At 38.6% G+C, this 17,087-nt stretch carries 13 protein-coding genes; 6 read left to right on the top strand and 7 right to left on the bottom strand.

The annotated features are described in order from the left end of the window. Positions 1-260: 260 nt before the first annotated feature. The 3 genes from JGE69_RS09625 to JGE69_RS09615 all read left to right on the top strand — a co-directional run bounded on the left by JGE69_RS09625 (position 261) and on the right by JGE69_RS09615 (position 5,461). Positions 261-1,808, top strand: coding sequence for a tyrosinase family protein (locus JGE69_RS09625; RefSeq protein WP_199112618.1), 1,548 nt, complete (start codon positions 261-263; stop codon positions 1,806-1,808). A 43-nt stretch (positions 1,809-1,851) separates the two neighbouring features. Beyond that, a complete protein-coding gene (locus tag JGE69_RS09620) occupies positions 1,852-3,816 on the top strand; it encodes a multicopper oxidase family protein (RefSeq protein WP_199112620.1) in 1,965 nt (654 codons plus the stop codon). 301 nt (positions 3,817-4,117) lie between these two features. Continuing rightward, positions 4,118-5,461 carry a PepSY-associated TM helix domain-containing protein gene (locus JGE69_RS09615; protein WP_063098880.1) on the top strand — a complete coding sequence of 448 codons (1,344 nt, stop codon included), beginning with the start codon at positions 4,118-4,120 and terminating at the stop codon, positions 5,459-5,461. A gap of 138 nt (positions 5,462-5,599) precedes the next feature. Here JGE69_RS09615 and JGE69_RS09610 read toward each other — a convergent pair whose 3' ends face one another. Then, positions 5,600-6,220 carry a TetR/AcrR family transcriptional regulator gene (locus JGE69_RS09610; protein WP_069123410.1) on the bottom strand — a complete coding sequence of 207 codons (621 nt, stop codon included), beginning with the start codon at positions 6,218-6,220 and terminating at the stop codon, positions 5,600-5,602. A 167-nt stretch (positions 6,221-6,387) separates the two neighbouring features. Here JGE69_RS09610 and JGE69_RS09605 point away from each other — a divergent pair, with 167 nt between their 5' ends. Together JGE69_RS09605 and JGE69_RS09600 are read left to right on the top strand one after the other, a co-directional pair. Then, the gene (locus JGE69_RS09605) at positions 6,388-7,965 is read left to right on the top strand and encodes an MFS transporter (protein WP_199112621.1); all 1,578 of its coding nucleotides are present in this window, start codon (positions 6,388-6,390) and stop codon (positions 7,963-7,965) included. Beyond that, positions 7,962-9,047 (top strand): HlyD family secretion protein, encoded by a 1,086-nt coding sequence (locus JGE69_RS09600; protein ID WP_199112622.1) that lies wholly within the window; start codon positions 7,962-7,964, stop codon positions 9,045-9,047. The genes JGE69_RS09605 and JGE69_RS09600 overlap by 4 nt, the downstream gene beginning before the upstream one ends. Before the next feature lie 59 nt (positions 9,048-9,106). Here JGE69_RS09600 and JGE69_RS09595 read toward each other — a convergent pair whose 3' ends face one another. From JGE69_RS09595 to JGE69_RS09585, 3 genes are all read right to left on the bottom strand, one after another. Further along, positions 9,107-10,498, bottom strand: coding sequence for an amino acid permease (locus tag JGE69_RS09595; protein ID WP_014206843.1), 1,392 nt, complete (start codon positions 10,496-10,498; stop codon positions 9,107-9,109). 102 nt (positions 10,499-10,600) lie between these two features. After that, positions 10,601-12,169, bottom strand: a complete 1,569-nt coding sequence (locus JGE69_RS09590; protein WP_199112623.1) for a CoA-acylating methylmalonate-semialdehyde dehydrogenase — start codon at positions 12,167-12,169, stop codon at positions 10,601-10,603. A gap of 110 nt (positions 12,170-12,279) precedes the next feature. After that, on the bottom strand, positions 12,280-13,662 hold the full coding sequence (locus tag JGE69_RS09585) for an aspartate aminotransferase family protein (protein ID WP_199112624.1): 1,383 nt from the start codon (positions 13,660-13,662) through the stop codon (positions 12,280-12,282). Positions 13,663-13,759: 97 nt separating this feature from the next. On the opposite strand from JGE69_RS09585, the gene JGE69_RS09580 reads away from it, so the two are divergent. Further along, on the top strand, positions 13,760-14,677 hold the full coding sequence (locus tag JGE69_RS09580; protein WP_199112625.1) for a LysR family transcriptional regulator: 918 nt from the start codon (positions 13,760-13,762) through the stop codon (positions 14,675-14,677). Here the strand turns inward: JGE69_RS09580 and JGE69_RS09575 are convergent. The 3 genes from JGE69_RS09575 to JGE69_RS09565 all read right to left on the bottom strand — a co-directional run bounded on the left by JGE69_RS09575 (position 14,674) and on the right by JGE69_RS09565 (position 17,026). Next, on the bottom strand, positions 14,674-14,862 hold the full coding sequence (locus JGE69_RS09575) for a type II toxin-antitoxin system Phd/YefM family antitoxin (protein WP_033847116.1): 189 nt from the start codon (positions 14,860-14,862) through the stop codon (positions 14,674-14,676). The genes JGE69_RS09580 and JGE69_RS09575 overlap by 4 nt on opposite strands. A gap of 61 nt (positions 14,863-14,923) precedes the next feature. Beyond that, a complete protein-coding gene (locus tag JGE69_RS09570) occupies positions 14,924-16,192 on the bottom strand; it encodes a DcaP family trimeric outer membrane transporter (RefSeq protein WP_199112626.1) in 1,269 nt (422 codons plus the stop codon). A 156-nt stretch (positions 16,193-16,348) separates the two neighbouring features. Further along, on the bottom strand, positions 16,349-17,026 hold the full coding sequence (locus tag JGE69_RS09565) for an RraA family protein (RefSeq protein ID WP_151283108.1): 678 nt from the start codon (positions 17,024-17,026) through the stop codon (positions 16,349-16,351). Positions 17,027-17,087: the final 61 nt, after the last annotated feature.

Raw genomic sequence — 17,087 nt, 5'->3', positions numbered from 1 at the left:
AAATATAATTATTTTTATTTTAAAAAACCTTTTAATTATTAATAAAAAACTATTAGAAACAATATACTAAATACTTAAGTTTTTCTAAAAAATTACAGGATTTAAAATTAAATTTTTTCATTATTAATATTAAATATAAACCTTTAATTAAAACTTCTTTATATGCTAGATTAGATTAAGAATTACCCAAACCAAGGGTAAATTCATACATTACTAATAATCAAATATAAGAATATTAAACATGACAAGGATTTAAAATCATGAAGAGAAATTATTATATTTTAGGAACTCTATTGTGTGGTATGAGCTTAACGACTCATGCTGACTCACTACGAATGAGTGCCACGGAGTTTGCAAAAGATCCAGCCAAAGTAAGCGCATTACAAAAGGGTTTGGAAAAAATGCGAGCAAATAATAATGCTCCCCCTTTATCACCAGAGTTTCGTACAAGCTTTAATTACTGGGCCAATACACATGGCTATTTTGGTACAGGTAAACATGCAACAGACAAAGCTTATTATGTTAATCAATACCGTATGCCACAGTGTTTAGAGATATATAGTAAAGCAGTATGTGACAGTTACTATAAGCATATTCAAAATTCACCAGTCCCAAATGATGGCTTTACCGATGACGTTTGGGGTACATGCCAACATGGCAATTTAAATTTCTTACCTTGGCACCGTATGATGCTTTATTTTTATGAGCGAACAGTACGTAAATATGTTGGGCAAGATTACTCTCTTCCTTATTGGGATTATTACCAAGAAAAAGCTGCTAATGGTAAAGGCTTAGCACTCCCTCAATTGGTCCGGGGTAAACAGGCTGGGACTTTATATGATCAGTACCGTACACCGGGTTTAAATGCAAATATCAGCGCCATAGATCCAGACAATGCCAGCGCTGCTCAAGCATTTAAATGGGATAACTTCACTGACTTCTCTAACCAATTACAGTCTCAACCCCATGGTGTCATGCACTGTGCGGTCGGTAAAAACTGTGTACTACCAGATATGGGATTTGTACCTATTGCAGGCTTAGACCCCGTATTTTATATGCACCATGCAAATATCGACCGCTTATGGCAATGTTGGTTAAATAAAAAAGCAAATGGGCAACCCATTACGCTTGAATGGGCCAAGAAAAATTTAGGTATGCCAGATAGTTGGTATGACACCCGATATACTTTTGCAGATGAAAACGGCAACAAAGTCACCATGACCATTGCTGATGTATTCACCCCCGGTAAAATCCCAGTGCGATATACCAATGAAAATGCTTGTAAAGTTGAAGCTACTGTCATGAGCAGTAAAGGTGCTGAAAAAGCAAATCTATTTAAAATGAATCATAAACCAGTTAGCAGTAATAAAAGCATTAAGCTTATGGGTGTAACTCAAAAAGTAGCTTTAGCCCCTCAAACTGCAAGTTTCCTAGAAAACTCAAGTCAACTTACTCAAACAAAGCTCTCATCAGGACAAACTTATTTAATATTAGATAATGTCCAAATGATTGGTAATCCAAATCTAACTTATAAGATTTATCTATCTCCAAAAAATAAACCTGACCAAAAAATTTATGTTGCCACAATTAACTACTTCGGTGTGTTAGATCATGAACACGGCGGACACCCAGGTCATATTGGCCAATTGGTCTATCAAGTCAGTGATCAAGTTAAGCAATTAGGCATGGCTGCTGAAGACTTAGAAGTTCAGTTTGTTGCTACTGATTTAACGCTTGATCAAGTGAAAGAAAAAGTAAGCTCTCAAGGCTTGAGTATTTCTCAGGTTCGCTTAGAAACGTCAAAATAATAATTAAGGGAGAGGCCTGATTTTTTCAGGCCTACTATTCATTATGAAAATAGTTCATTTAATATTATGCACGCCTCTAACTTTAGTAAGTTGGTGTGTATCAGCAAATGATTCTTCTGACCGTATATTAGAAGACCCACCCGATATGACTGTTGCACGTAAACATGTTGCATTACTTGCTGCACCCAACCCGACAGTGTCATCAACAAATACGCCGCAAATGCAATCTTCAAATGAAGCATTATTTACATGGGAGGTTAAAAAAACGAGGAACAAACTATGGAACCCAGCGACAAATCGTTATGACGAAGTTGTTTTACGTAGTTATCAAGGTACAGATACACAGCCCAATACACCTTATATTGCTCCGACGATTGAAGTATTTCCGGGAGAAACTGTACGAGCAAACTTAGATAATCAACTTGATATAGACCCGATTACTCACAAAAAATTTCCTAAAGACCCAAGTTGTACTGGCGATCATTTTGATGTGAATAAACCCCATTGTTTTGATGGCACTAACATGCACACTCACGGTTTATGGATTAACCCAGCAGGAAATAGTGATAACGTTTTAATTTCGATTAATCCAGGTGTTAATTTCCAATATGAATACAACATTCCACCCGATCATCCAGCAGGAACATTTTGGTATCACCCACATCGACATGGTTCAACCGCTATTCAAGTTGCAAGTGGTATGGCGGGAGCTTTAATTATTCGTGGATATCGTCAGCCTACCCCAAATAAGACAGGTGATTTAGATTTACTCACTTATGGTTTCAAAGAAAGAACGTTAGTTTTTCAGCAAATCCAATATGCTTGCTATGATGCTAACGGAAATATCGAAACCGATAGTAATGGCAACTATATTTGCCAAAACAATCAAATTGGTGAAATTAGAGATTATCAGGGGTTTGGCCCTGGTGATTGGGGGAAATCAGGCCGATATACGAGTATTAATGGCGAAATACAACCTTTCATTACTCAAGCGGTTGCAGGACAAGTTGAGCGTTGGCGAATGGTACATGCAGGTGTCCGCGACAGTATCAACTTAAGCGTTCGGCAAATGCAAAATATTCCTTCCAAACTCGATTTGACCCCAATGGGTGAAAAGAAATTATTAAGTGAGAGCTGTACAGGGCCTATTGTAAACCAACACCTGATTGCAGCAGATGGTCTAACCTTTAAACAGGTTATGGATAAAACAGTTACCGTTTTTCAACCGGGTTACCGTTATGATGCATTAATGCAATTTCCTGAAGAAGGCCGTTATTGTTTAGTTGATGAAGCGGCGTCAGCTTCGGCTAACGTAGACCGTACATTTTCACAAAGACGCTTGCTGGGTATCATTCAAGTTAATAAAGCCACTTCAACACCTCAGTCTTTAACAACGGCGTTAAGCAATAATGCAGTACGCAATATTGCCCCAGATATGCGTCCTGCTGTGCTTCAAGATTTACAACAAAATCTAAAGCTTAGTCATTTTGTTCCTCATCAGGACTTACCAGCAACAGCAAATAAACAATTTTTAGAATTTAATATTGATACAAATGCTGATCCAGTTCAGTTTCAGGTGAATGGAAAACCGTATCAACCAGATCGAATTGACCGTACGCTCGAGTTAGGCAAAACCGATGAATGGATACTCACCTCTAAATTAGCCAGCCACCCTTTTCATATTCATGTAAACCCATTTCAAGTCGTGGCAGTGTATGACCCTAACGGTAAAGATGTCAGTGATATAAATGCCGTGGATGACTATGACAAAACGGCTGCCCCTGATCCACAATATCGCGGTCTAAAAGGGACATGGAAAGACACAATCTGGGTTAAAAACGTACAAGGAGCCAATTATAAAGTCATTGTGAGAACCAAGTACGAACGCTACATCGGTGACTTTGTATTGCACTGCCATATTTTGGATCATGAAGATCAAGGCATGATGCAAAATATTCGAATTAGTCTTCCTGATGGAAATGGTGGAGTTTCACAAGGCCATCACTAGTTTTGGACTGCAGTAAAACTTTATTTTAATAAAACCGTTTATATTAAAATAAGCGGTTTTTTAATACTAATAAGGAAGCAAAACAGTTTGAATTATATGTTGTTGAGTTATCAAATAAGGTCTTAAATAGTAAATAGAAAAAGTTATAAAATTTACCAAGCAATAAAAACTATTTAATTATTGGCTTAAAAAGTGCACATCAGAGCTACTCAAATAATTTAATAATGGTTACTGCACAATCAACATTAAAATAAATAACTCGTTATAATCCAGTCTAAAATCTGATAGACATTATCTTCCGATGCTGACTCAATCATCTTTCTGGCGTAGTCTTTTCCGTTTGATTCATATTTATGCTGGTATTTTTATTGCACCATTTATCTTGTTCGCAGCAATCACTGGTTTACTCTATGCAATTACACCACAATTTGAACAAGCCATTTATAAAGATGTTCTATATGTTGAGCCACTGAATCAAACACCACATAAACTGAGCCAGCAAATTGAAGCCGCAAAGCAAGTAATGCCTAAGTCTGCACAAGTAATTGAAGTTAGACCAGCTCCAAGCTCTAATCAAACAACTCGTGTAATATTTTCAGACCCTATCCACGATTTTACAAGTGAAGCCGTTTTTATTGATCCTTTTACACTTAAAGCTCAAGGCCATCTAGCGGTTTATGGTACGAGTGGAGTGCTACCGTTTCGAACTACCCTTGATCAACTGCATAGTAATTTATTGCTAGGAAAATGGGGCCGCTTTTATAGTGAACTGGCGGCAAGCTGGTTAGCCATTTTGACTTTAACTGGACTGTATAATTGGTTGAAACGGCGTCAAAATCTTAAAATCAGGCAAACAAAAAAAAATAGATTATTAAGATGGCATAGCACGTTGGGTTTAACTTTATTTCCTCTCTTATTAATAATCGCCGTTACAGGTCTTACATGGTCTGAATGGGCTGGAGATAATATTCGAGTTGCTCGTCAGTGGCTCAACTGGCAAACCCCAACTTTAGCAACTTCCCTTCAAACAGATAATTTACCTACAGTAATGCACCATCAACATCATGAGATGCCTCATAGTGAAAATCTTAATTTAAATATTGTCTCTACTGAGTACGATACTGCTCTTTCAATCGCCAGAGCACATGGCATTGATGCAGCACAGATACAAATCAAACCACCGACTAGTGGAAATCAAGCTTGGACTGTAGCCGAAATTCAGCGTAAATGGCCAACTCAAGCAGACAGTATCGCCATAGATATGGAACAACACAAAGTCATCGATCAACTTGCGTTTAAAGACTATTCGCTAGTGGCAAAACTCACTCGTTGGGGAGTTGATGCACATATTGGGGTTTTATTTGGCTGGATAAATCAATTGGTACTCGCACTTTATGCTTTCGCACTCTGTATTATGATTATTTACGGATATAGAGCTGCGTTTAAAAACTCAAATTTAAAACTCATGACAACTCACTTTGTTGGTCAAAGCTTATCAGTTTGGAATCGTGCAACTGGATCACAAAAAATATGGTTAATATTGGGGGGACTCGTGTTAGGTCTCAGCTTACCTGTTTTTGGTTTTAGTATTTTATTTACGCTGTTTATCTTTGCTATGCGTAAATATATTCCGTCTAAATCGTAAATCTTGCTAAAAAGGAGTTCGGTTTCAATTCAACTCCTTTTTTAACTAAAAATTTCAAAGCAAAGATTTTACTAAGCTTTAAATCACTCGAGAATAAAATAATTTTAAAGTATTTTTTTAGATCATTGAATAAAGAAACTAACTCTGACAATACTTAATATTTTTTAAAAACAAATCAACCGCATACTCAACCCAAGTACTAATTTCATTCTCTGATATTAAATAATCAGGATGCGTCAAACATTTTAGATGAGCATCACTTCTTAATAACGATAAAAATATATTCGCAGCAACTTCTGAAGAAGAGCTTAATTCAATTTCGCCCTGTTTAACGGATTTTTCTAGATATCCTGCAATGATATTTGCTAGACGCTGTGGACCCAATTCAAAGAATTTTTCAGATAACTCTGGGAACCTTACCGCTTCTGCAATACAAACCCTAAAAAAAGCCAAGCCTGAATGCGATAATATAAAACACAGATAGGTCTTCCCAATTTCAGTTAGTGCTGAGCGTAAATTGTCGGCTTTTGTTTCAACTAAAATAATTTGTTTTTGCATGTTGGTACATTGACGTTCAATCACCGCTGCAAACATCGCTTCTTTATTCTTATAGCAACCATACATGGTAGCTTTTGAAACCCCCGCTTCCTTTTGAATCATGTCTGTCGTTGTGCCACTAAAGCCGTGGACCAAAAAAAACTTTGTTGCTGCATCCAGAATTTTTTGATCTTTTTCATGAGCTTTTGTTGAACCAGACATATTGACCTTATAAAAAATTTTAGCGATTTCGTTCTAAGTGTAACTCATCGAAAAGTTCAAAATCGAGAATTGACGGAAATTTAATTAAAGAGTAGAGTACCGATCGGTACAGTACAGTAAATATCTACTCCGTGCAATGAATTGATGTTTAAGATTTAAGGTAAAAGATGAATACAAAGCCACTCATCGGTTTAGCAGGTGCAATATTTGCTGCAATGACTGTTGAATTTAATAACCGAATTACCAGCATTACTTTAGTCGACATTCGAGGTGCAATGGGCATTAGTGTCGACTCGGGTTATTGGGTTAACAGTATTTACGCAAGTGCAATGATTATTGGAATGATCCTGTCTACGAGTTGGGCAGTCATTTTTTCTATGCGCAGAGTTCTTCTTTTTGCCATAGGACTTTGCCTTGTTTCTAGTGTTTTAATCCCTTTTAGCCCAAATATCGAAATCTTTTATCTATTACGTGGCTTACAAGGGCTCGCCAATGGTTTAACCATTCCTTTACTCATGGCCTGTGCGCTTAGATTTTTAGGACCTGATATTCGACTATGGGGCTTAGCCTGCTATGCATTAACTGCGACGTTCTTTCCCAACTTAAGTACCGCACTCTCTGCGTTTTATTTAGATGTGGTTGGTTGGAAAATGATATTTTTCCAAACCATTCCGTTTTGTGCGCTAAGCGCTGCACTGGTTTATTTTGGGATTCCCCAAGATCTATTGAATTATTCAAGAATAAAAACTTACGATTGGATGGGTGCCATTTTAGCGATTATTAGCTTAGCGAGCCTGAGCACAATGTTATTGCATGGCAATCATTTAGATTGGTTCCATTCCCAATTAATTTGTGTATTAGCCTTAATTAGTGCGATTACTTTACCTTGGTTTTTCATACATGAGTGGCGTTATCCATCACCATTAATTAAACCGCAAATGCTCGAAATCCGAAATTTTGCTTATGCTGTTTTCGCACTCTTTTGCTTTGTCATTATTGGTATGTCCACCAGCACATTACCAATCAATTACTTAAGCGCTGTACATGGCTATAAACCCACTCAGACCATGTGGATTGGCTTACAAATTGCGGCACTGCAATTTATCTATATTCCTATTGTTGTGAAGCTTTTAAACCAAGCGTGGGTCGATAGCCGATATGTACACGGGTTTGGTTTACTTCTGGTCATTGCAGGTTGCCTAGGTGCAAGTCAACTTGATACCACATGGAATCAAGACCAATTTTATTTTTGGCATGCAATCTCATGTCTGGGGCAAACCTGTGTCGTGCTCTCGCTCTTAATGATGGGGACAAATAGTGTTCACCCAACTATGGCAATTTATGCATCCCCTATGATTAATACCCCGCGTGCTATTAGCGGTGTACTGGGTGTTTGTATTTTGGATTGGATCAATCGAGTACGCGGTGAATACCATTCAACACGACTGATTGAAAATACAGCCCAACATGTTTTCCAAAATATTCAAGGCCCTGTTATTAACCCACTTACTCCACCTGTGCTCACCGCAAATGGTGCAGATCGTGTTTCAGGTGGCTTATCTGCCCTAAATTCTGCAATTCAGGCACAGCAATCAGTTTTGGTCATTAGTGATCAATATCTGATTTTAGCGGGACTTACTGCAATTTTATTCATCGTGATGTTGATTTTGCCAGTTCGAACTTATCCGCCACGTATTGCTCTCATTAAGTTAATGAATAGTCATAACTCAGGAAAATCTTTATGAGTACTCTCGAAGCCCAAGACACCACCCATACCGAACCGCCCAAGTTAACCAAGGTGCAATTTCTCAAAAAGCATTGGGTTATGGCTATTGCGTTTATTATTGTCTTAGCATCTATTTTGTGGGTTTTAAAACTTATATTTTTACCCTCTTCGGTTGTTGAAACAGACGATGCACGTGTAGATGTAGAGTACTCAACCATTGCCCCTAAAGTATCTGGCAATATTGAAGAAATTTATATTAAAGATCATCAGACCGTAAAAAAAGGCCAACTTTTAGCGCGGATTGATGCACGTGATTATCAAGCTGCTTTGGCTGAAGCTGAATCTAATTATGCCAAAGCACAAGCTGACCTGAGTGAAGCAATGCTCGCAGTGGATAGACAACCCACGGTTATTCGAGAAACTGAGGCTCAACTTAGAAAAGTAGAAGCTGGAATTAAACTCACCAAAGACAACACGGCGCGTTATGAGCAGTTGCAGGCACTTGGTGCTGAATCTAGATTGATTACGCAACAGTCAAAAACCACATTGACTGAACAATATGCTGACTTAGACAGCAGTAAAGAAAAAGTGATTGATGCACAGTATCAGCTCAACCAATACAAGATTCAGGTACAAGCCAAACAAGCTGCTCTTAAACAAGCACAAGCCGCACTTGATAAAGCAAAACTGAATTTGAGCTATACAGAGGTTCGTGCACCTATTGACGGAATGATTGGTCAAAAGTCAGCTAATGTAGGTAACTTTGTAAGTGCTGGTAATCCACTCATGGTGGTTGTTCCTTTAGATCAGGTTTATGTTGAAGCCAACTTCCGTGAAATTGAATTAAAAAAGATCAAGATTGGACAATCTGTTAATGTCTATGTAGATGCTTATAACGTTGAGCTAAAAGGTGTGGTAGACAGCTTCTCTCCTTCTACTGGCGCATTTTTCTCTCCGATCTCTGCAACCAATGCGACTGGTAACTTTACCAAGATCGTTCAACGCCTTCCTGTACGCATCAAGCTCATTGAAAATCAAAAAGATGTTAAATTATTACGTCCTGGTTTATCTGTTTTAGTATCAATAGATACGACTAAATAGTTAGTCTAAATCTTGGAACATGAGAGAAAAAAGAGACCTTTTATGGTCTCTTTTTTAATTTAATCTAAATTCATGGCAACCGCTCTGGTTGCTTTACGCTTTCGCGTGACGAACAACCCACAAACCACCACAAGCGAAGTTACCCCTAAAGATAAAGTGGTTTCATAACTATATGCTGGCGATAAGAACATATAAGCCAACACACTTAAAATAATGATGATGACAAACCAAGTCAGCCATGGGAATAACCACATTTTAAATGGTATTTCCGCTCCAGCTGCTTCTAACTTATGTCTTAAACGCAATTGGGAGAAAGCAATAACCAAGTACACCAGTAAAGCAATTGACCCTGTGCTTGAAAGCAATAAGCCAAATACTTTTCCAGGGAATACATAGTTAATGACACAACACACTAAACCAATAAAAGTTGAAGAAAATACTGCAATTGCCGGTACACCCGCATAATTGATTTTAGTTACGGCTTGAGGCGCTTCACTACGAGTGCCCAAACGAAATAACATACGAGAAGACGTATAAATTGCGGCATTCATACAACTCGCAACGGCGATAAATACGACCGTATCAATGATGAGTTTAGTGCCCGGTACATTTAAGCTCATTAAAACGTATTGGAATGTCCCGTACTTCTGTAAATCTGGTGAACGCCAATCGACAAGTGAAACGGCAATGAACATCGAAACTACAAAGAAAAGAATAATACGGTACAGCACCAAGTTGGTGGCACGTCTGATTTTCTGTTTAGGGTTTGATGACTCTGCTGCGGCAATCGAGACAATTTCTACACCAAAGAATGAAAATGCCGTAATTAAAATTGCCGATAAAATGCCTCCCATACCGTGCGGCATAAAACCGGCGTTGTTATATAAATTGGCAACGCCGCTAACATTTTTAGCTAAAGGCCAAATACCTGAAATGGCTAAAATACCAATGATGATGAAACCAATAATGGCAACCACTTTAACTAGAGAAAACCAGAACTCAAACTCACCAAAACTTTTGGTACTAAAAAAGTTGGCCAAGCTTAAGAACACAATAAAACAGAACGCATAGATAGAAACTGAAACGTTCGGAAACCATGAATGTAAAATTTCAGCACCTGCAATGGCTTCAACTGGAATCGCAAGCACCCAAAACCACCAATATAACCAACCAATGGTAAAGCCTGCCCAAGGGCCAATCGCTTTACGAGCATATGTAGAAAATGAACCAGTGTCTGGTTCTAAAACAGCCATCTCACCCAACATTCGCATCACCAGAAATACCATAATGCTGGTAATCAGGTATGCAAGAATTACCGCTGGGCCTGCCTTGGCAATTGCAGAAGATGAGCCTACAAATAAACCTGCACCAATAACACCGCCAATACTAATCATTGTGATATGGCGATTTGAAAGTCCTTCGCCTAATTTTTTTGTTGTATCATTATTCATATTTCAATCCTTAAAAATATATCTATAAAACAATCTATTACATGTTTAAAATCCTACGGTATGAAAAAGGGAAAACTTAATGTTTTCCCCTTGTTGCAATAATTAATTTAAAGTTGGCATTGAAAATTGTTTTGCTTCACGGTCCTGAGCAGATGGCCAACGTTGCGTAATGGTTTTACGGCGTGTGTAAAAACGGACACCATCTGGACCATACGCATGTAAATCACCGAATAATGAACGCTTCCAACCACCAAAACTATGATAAGCAACAGGTACCGGTAAAGGCACATTAATACCGACCATACCGACTTGAATATGGCTACTAAAATAGCGTGCTGCTTCCCCATCACGGGTATAGATACAAGTACCATTACCATATTCATGGTCATTAATGAGTTGCATGGCTTCTTGCATAGTATTCACACGCATAACTTGCAACACAGGACCAAAAATCTCTTGTTGGTAGCTGGTCATGTTTGGTGTGACTTGATCAATTAAAGTTGGCCCAACAAAGAAGCCTTTTTCGTAACCTGTCGGTTTTGCATCACGACCATCAACCACAATTTTTGCGCCTTGCTGTTCTGCACTTTGAATATAGGCTTGTACCTTATCTTTATGTGCTTGGGTAATAAGTGGCCCAAAGTCGTTGCTTGCATCTGCATAGTTGCCGAACTTCAATTTTTTCATTTCTTGAGTTAGCTTATCAATCACGACATCGGCAACTTCATCACCAATGGCAACTGCTACTGACAATGCCATACAACGTTCACCTGAAGAACCAAAAGCTGCGCCCAACAATGAAGCTACTACGTTATCAATATCGGCATCAGGCATAATAATCGCGTGGTTTTTTGCCCCACCTAATGCTTGGCAACGTTTGCCCGTAGATGTTGCAGTACGGTAAATATATTCAGCAATTGGTGTTGAACCCACAAAGCTAACCGCCTGAATACGAGGATGATGCAATAAAGTATCTACCGCCTCTTTATCACCATTCACCACGTTAAACACGCCGTCAGGTAAACCCGCCTGCTTTAATAATTCTGCAAGGTATAAAACCACAGAAGGTGCTTTTTCAGAAGGTTTTAAAATAAAGCAGTTACCGCAAACCAGTGCCATTGGGAACATCCATAAAGCTACCATGGCTGGGAAGTTAAACGGTGTAATGCCAGCCACAACACCTAACGGTTGGAACTCGCTCCATGAGTCGATATCTGGACCGACATTTTTTGAATATTCCCCTTTTAAAAGCTCTGGTGCACCGCAAGCATATTCAACGTTTTCAATACCACGTTGTAATTCGCCTTGAGCATCATGAGAAATTTTACCGTGCTCTTGTCCAATCAAAGCACAAATCTTTTCAGCATTTTGTTCTAATAGTTGTTTGAACTTAAACATGACACGCGCACGTTTAATGACTGGTGTATCGCGCCATGCAGGAAATGCTTGCTCGGCTACCTGAACTGCCTCATTTACGGTTTGAGCATCTGCAATTTCGACTTCTTTACTAATTTCACCCGTCGCAGGATTGTAAACTGGCTGTTTTCTTGCCGTTTTAGATACAATTCTTCCTTGAATGAAATGCCCTAGCACTTTTTTGGCTTGTTCACTATGCGTACTATTTTCAGTTGAAACTTCTTCATAGCTAAAATCTTCTAGGCCATTTGTCATTGTTGTTACTCCTTACTACAATTAGTTTTCAGATCAAACTGTATTTTTCATTTAGATTTTGAAGTTGGGTCTGTTGGCATTACAGACCTTGGTAAAATGCCTAATAAACTTTAATTCACTTGATAAAGCGCATCGCCCACGGCATTCATTAAGCGGTCAATATCTGCTTCTGTACTGTTAAACATTGGGCCGAACTGAAGCGTGTCGCCTCCAAAGCGAACATAGAACCCTTCTTTCCAAAGTTTCATACCAAGCTCAAAACCTCGGATGGTGGCATCGCCATCACGCGGAGCTAACTGCAACGCACCAATCAAGCCACAGTTGCGAATATCTAAAATGTGCGGCGCACCTTTTAAACCATGCAGCATTTTTTCAAAAGTTGGTGCTAGTGCCGCAGATTGAGCTAATAAGTTTTTCTTCTCTAAAACTTCAAGCGCAGCTAAAGCAGCCGCACAAGCAACCGGATGTGCCGAATAGGTATAGCCATGAGTAAATTCAATGGCATGTTCAGGTAACTCTTGCTGCATAAAGGCAGAGTAAATTTCATGGCTTGCCACCACACCACCTAAAGGAATAGCACCATTGGTCACCTGTTTCGCAAAGTTCAAAATATCTGGTGTTACCCCAAAATACTCTGCTCCCGTCCAAGTTCCTAAACGGCCAAAACCTGTAATTACCTCATCAAAAATTAACAAGATGTCATGCTGATCACAGATCTCTCTTAAACGTTGTAAATAACCCGTTGGCGGTACAATACAACCTGCCGAACCAGAAATAGGCTCCACAATGACAGCGGCAATATTTGAAGCATCATGTAGCTCAATTAACTTAAGCATTTCATTGGCAAGTTCTACCCCGCCTGTTTCTGCACAGCCTTTGGTAAAAGTTAAATTCGGCTGCAAGGTATGAGGTAAATGGTCTACATCCATAAGCTGACCAAACATTTTACGGTTGCCACCAATACCGCCTAAGCTTGTTCCCGCAACGTTTACACCATGATAGCCACGGGCACGACCAATCAATTTAGTCTTGCTTGGTTTACCTTTAATGCGCCAATAGGCACGTGCCATTTTAATAGCGGTATCTGCCGACTCTGAACCCGAGTTGGTAAAGAAAACGTGTTGTAGTTTTTCAGGCATATGCTGAACAATTTTATCTGCAAGCTTAAAAGACAATGGATGACCAAACTGAAAAGCTGGTGAGTAGTCGAGCTGACCTAATTGTGCACTTACCGCTTGTTGAATTTCGGGTAAGGTATGGCCTGCACCACATGTCCATAGGCCGGAGAGTGAGTCATAAATTTCACGGCCCGAATCATCAATTAGATATGACCCTTTTGCACCAACGATCATGCGCGGATCTTTAGCAAAGTTTCGATTTGCAGAGAAAGGCATCCAATGTGCTTGATAATTTATATGCATATTATTATTAGGTTGAACCGCATCCAAGGTATGCTCAGAGTCGCTGAATTTATCCGTATCAAACATAACCATTCCTGTTTATTTTCAAATTATGGTTTGAGTGTACATAGCGTGATAAGTTTGATAAATTCAAATTATCTTGAGTTTAGATTTAAAAAAACAAAACTAAATGAAACCTAAAAAATTAAATCGAGTCACTGATTTTGATATTAAATTACTCAAAATATTTAAAACGGTTTGTGACTGTCACAGCTTTACATCTGCAGAAAGTATTCTTGGGATTAGCCGCTCTGCAATCAGTTTGCATATGAGTGATTTAGAAAATCGTCTGGGTATTCGGCTATGTCAACGTGGTCGCGCAGGCTTTGCCCTCACCGATGAAGGACGCGAAATTTTAGAATATATCGAAGTGCTTACGGCAGCGATTGAAGACTTCCGTTCTAAAGTTAATCAAATGCATAACCGCCTTAAGGGTGAATTTAATATCGGCATTATTAACAACCTTGTGACTATGCCTAGAGGTTATATCACCAACACCTTGACACAACTTGCCGAGGAACATGCCGAGGTTATTATTAATATCAGTATGAGCACCCTTTCAGATATTGAGTGCCGTGTACTTGATAACCGTTTGCACGCAGGCGTTATTCCACTTGTTACACCTTTGTCTGGTCTAGACTATTTTGATTTATATAGTGAAAGTTCATTTTTGTACTGTGGCAAAAACCATCCATTGTTTAGCCAGTGCAGCAACATGAATCTAGATGAGTTAAAAACATGGCAAGCGGTCCTTCCTAATTATGCGATCACACCAGAAGCAGCAAAGTTACACCAACTTTTAGACTGTAAAGCCACCGCAAGTGACCGTGAAGGCATCGCATTTCTGATTTTAACTGGAAAATTTTTAGGTTTTTTACCCGACCACTATGCAAAAAAATGGGTTGAAGATGGTTTTATGCAAGCTGTTTCAAAGGAAAAAATGCATTACAGCACCCCTATATGCTTAATTACTCATAAGGGCAAAAACCACAATATTATTTTAAAAACCTTTATGGAGATGCTTGAGAAGCGGATCGTTGGGGGTTAAAAATCTTTGTTTTTTAATTTATTGAGCTCAAAGATTGCATTTTTATATTCAAGGTATGCTTTTTCACTAATTAGTACCACAGCATCTTTCTCTTTTCGTGTAATTTTTACGGCGTAACCTAACAGCACTCTTTCCATGACCTTCGAAAATTGTGATCTTGCATTCGCATAATTAATTTGTTCCACAATATTAGCCCTTCTCAAATAAAAGAAAGCCACTTCTGATATTAAAGTGGCTGTGATTACATTAAAAATTGTATCGACCTAATAAGTTGATTCGAGATAATTTCCCTTCTAAATCTGAAAATGTTTCTCTCTTCCCATAGGTGTATTCAACACCAAGATCGACTTTCTCAACAGGCGTCCAAAATAAATTGACGCTTGCATTGATTAGCCTTTTATTTTGATCACGGTTATTTTCTGAAAAATTTGAATCTTTATAGATAAGGCTACCAGCGGACAAAGAAGAGCGTAAGTTTTCATTCCATTTACGCATATATCCTAACTCGACAGAATCAAATTCACTTAAATACATTCGATTTTGATCAAAGTAGAATGCATCATTATCTTTTGAATACAGCATATAACGGTTATCACCCGCTATATGATAGTAATTAAACACAAGTGAGTCGTTTTCAGAAAGCTTATACTTTGTACCTAATCCAGCTCCCCAAGCAAGTTTAGTTTGCTCTTCATTCGTATCAGAGATTGCTCGATTTTCATGAAGCATGCCGTGCAATTGAACCAAGAAATCTGGATTCTTAAATTCATATCGCATGGTTAATGCAGGAAAACGGCTTCCGCCTTCTACATTTTTATTTTCAACATCACCGCCTTCCAAAGCGACTAATAATTTTTGTTTGGCATCAACAATGTGCTGATAACGGATTTGGATATTACGCTGAGTTCCCGTACCCATCGCTCCTGTAAAATCAACCAAACTTGGAGCTGTATCACTATTCACAAAAGGTGAGGTCGTTTGGCCAATCAACCAATTTCCTAGTGAAATATAAGCATGTCTAACCCGAACAGAACCATTACCGTTATCTCCGCCACTTCCCATGAAATCGGCTTCTAGCTTTCCAACCAAATCTCCTTTCGAGGTCGGTTTGACGATATCTACCCCTACACGGGAAGTCGCAGCAGAAACATTTAATGATTTACTCGTTGAGTTTGAATTGTCTAATGGTATTGACCCTGTTTTATTCGCAATAGAACGCGTTGAGCCTTCAAAATCATATGCTGCATCAACCCGTATATTTCCATAAAATTTAATTTGAGTTTGGTCAGCCGTAACAAGCGTTTCGGTGTTTGATGTTTTGTTTTGAACCAAGTCAGGTGCTGTATTTAATCTATTATTTTTATTTAAATTTTGCTGCTCCATCAAATAATCTATTTGTGCTTGTAATTTACTTATTTTTTCATTTAGCGCTGAGTTATCTTCGCTTTCAGCTTGGGCTTGCTGCAATGTAATACTCATTAATAACGATAAATAAATAATCCCTTTATATTTCATGTCCTTTTCCTTTAGACGAAATTATCTAGACCAAATTGAAATTTCCTATTTTTCAATTAGCGACCTAATAATTATTGAGTTAACTTTTAAGAGGCTAACGAAGCTCAACCATTGACTTCGCTAGTTCAGTTCCTGCTCGTATATTTTTGAATGACCTTATTCGGGTAATTCACATCCTTTTTGTTTTAAGCTGTTGATCACCCAGCTACGGTCATTTTCACCTACGGCGATTTGCTCTAATTGCTTTTGTTCAGCAGCATGTTTGGCGCTTGCCTTCAAATAAACTTCTTCTACTTCCGCATACGGTACGCTTAAAAGCCCATCTTCATCTCCTAAAATCAAGTCTCCCGGTTCAATTACCATTCCATTGATTGCGATAGGGACATTAATTTCCCCTGGTCCGTCTTTATAAGGTCCTCGATGTGAAACTCCTGCCGCAAAAAGTGGAAAATCTCCCTCTCCAATTACAACCGAATCACGAATCGCGCCATTAATAACAATGCCGGCTATACCTTTTTTAATGGCATAAGCAACCATCATCTCTCCAATTAATGCATTGGTTAGATCACCACCCGCATCAACCACAATGACATCTCCCGCTTGGGCAATATCAATAGCGTAGTGCAACATCAAGTTGTCACCCGGACGCGCCTTAACTGTAATGGCAGGTCCACAAAGATATCCCTTTTTATGCATTGGTCTTAATTGAGCCCCGCCTGAAGTCATTCGATTCATTGAGTCACTGACATTAGCGACTGGTAGATCTCGATATTGCTCAATCCATTTTTGCTCAACTTTTCTGTCGTTTTTTAGCACTCTAAAACCAATTGCCATAACTTTTCCCTTACATCAATTTTCTTGTGCAAATTAATATGACAGCATTTTTTTGAAATGT

This window comes from Acinetobacter sp. C13, from assembly GCF_016809775.1.
Lineage (GTDB): Bacteria > Pseudomonadota > Gammaproteobacteria > Pseudomonadales > Moraxellaceae > Acinetobacter > Acinetobacter pittii.
Note: the sequence above shows the minus strand (reverse complement) of the source record. Positions and strands in the feature narration are given on the sequence as shown.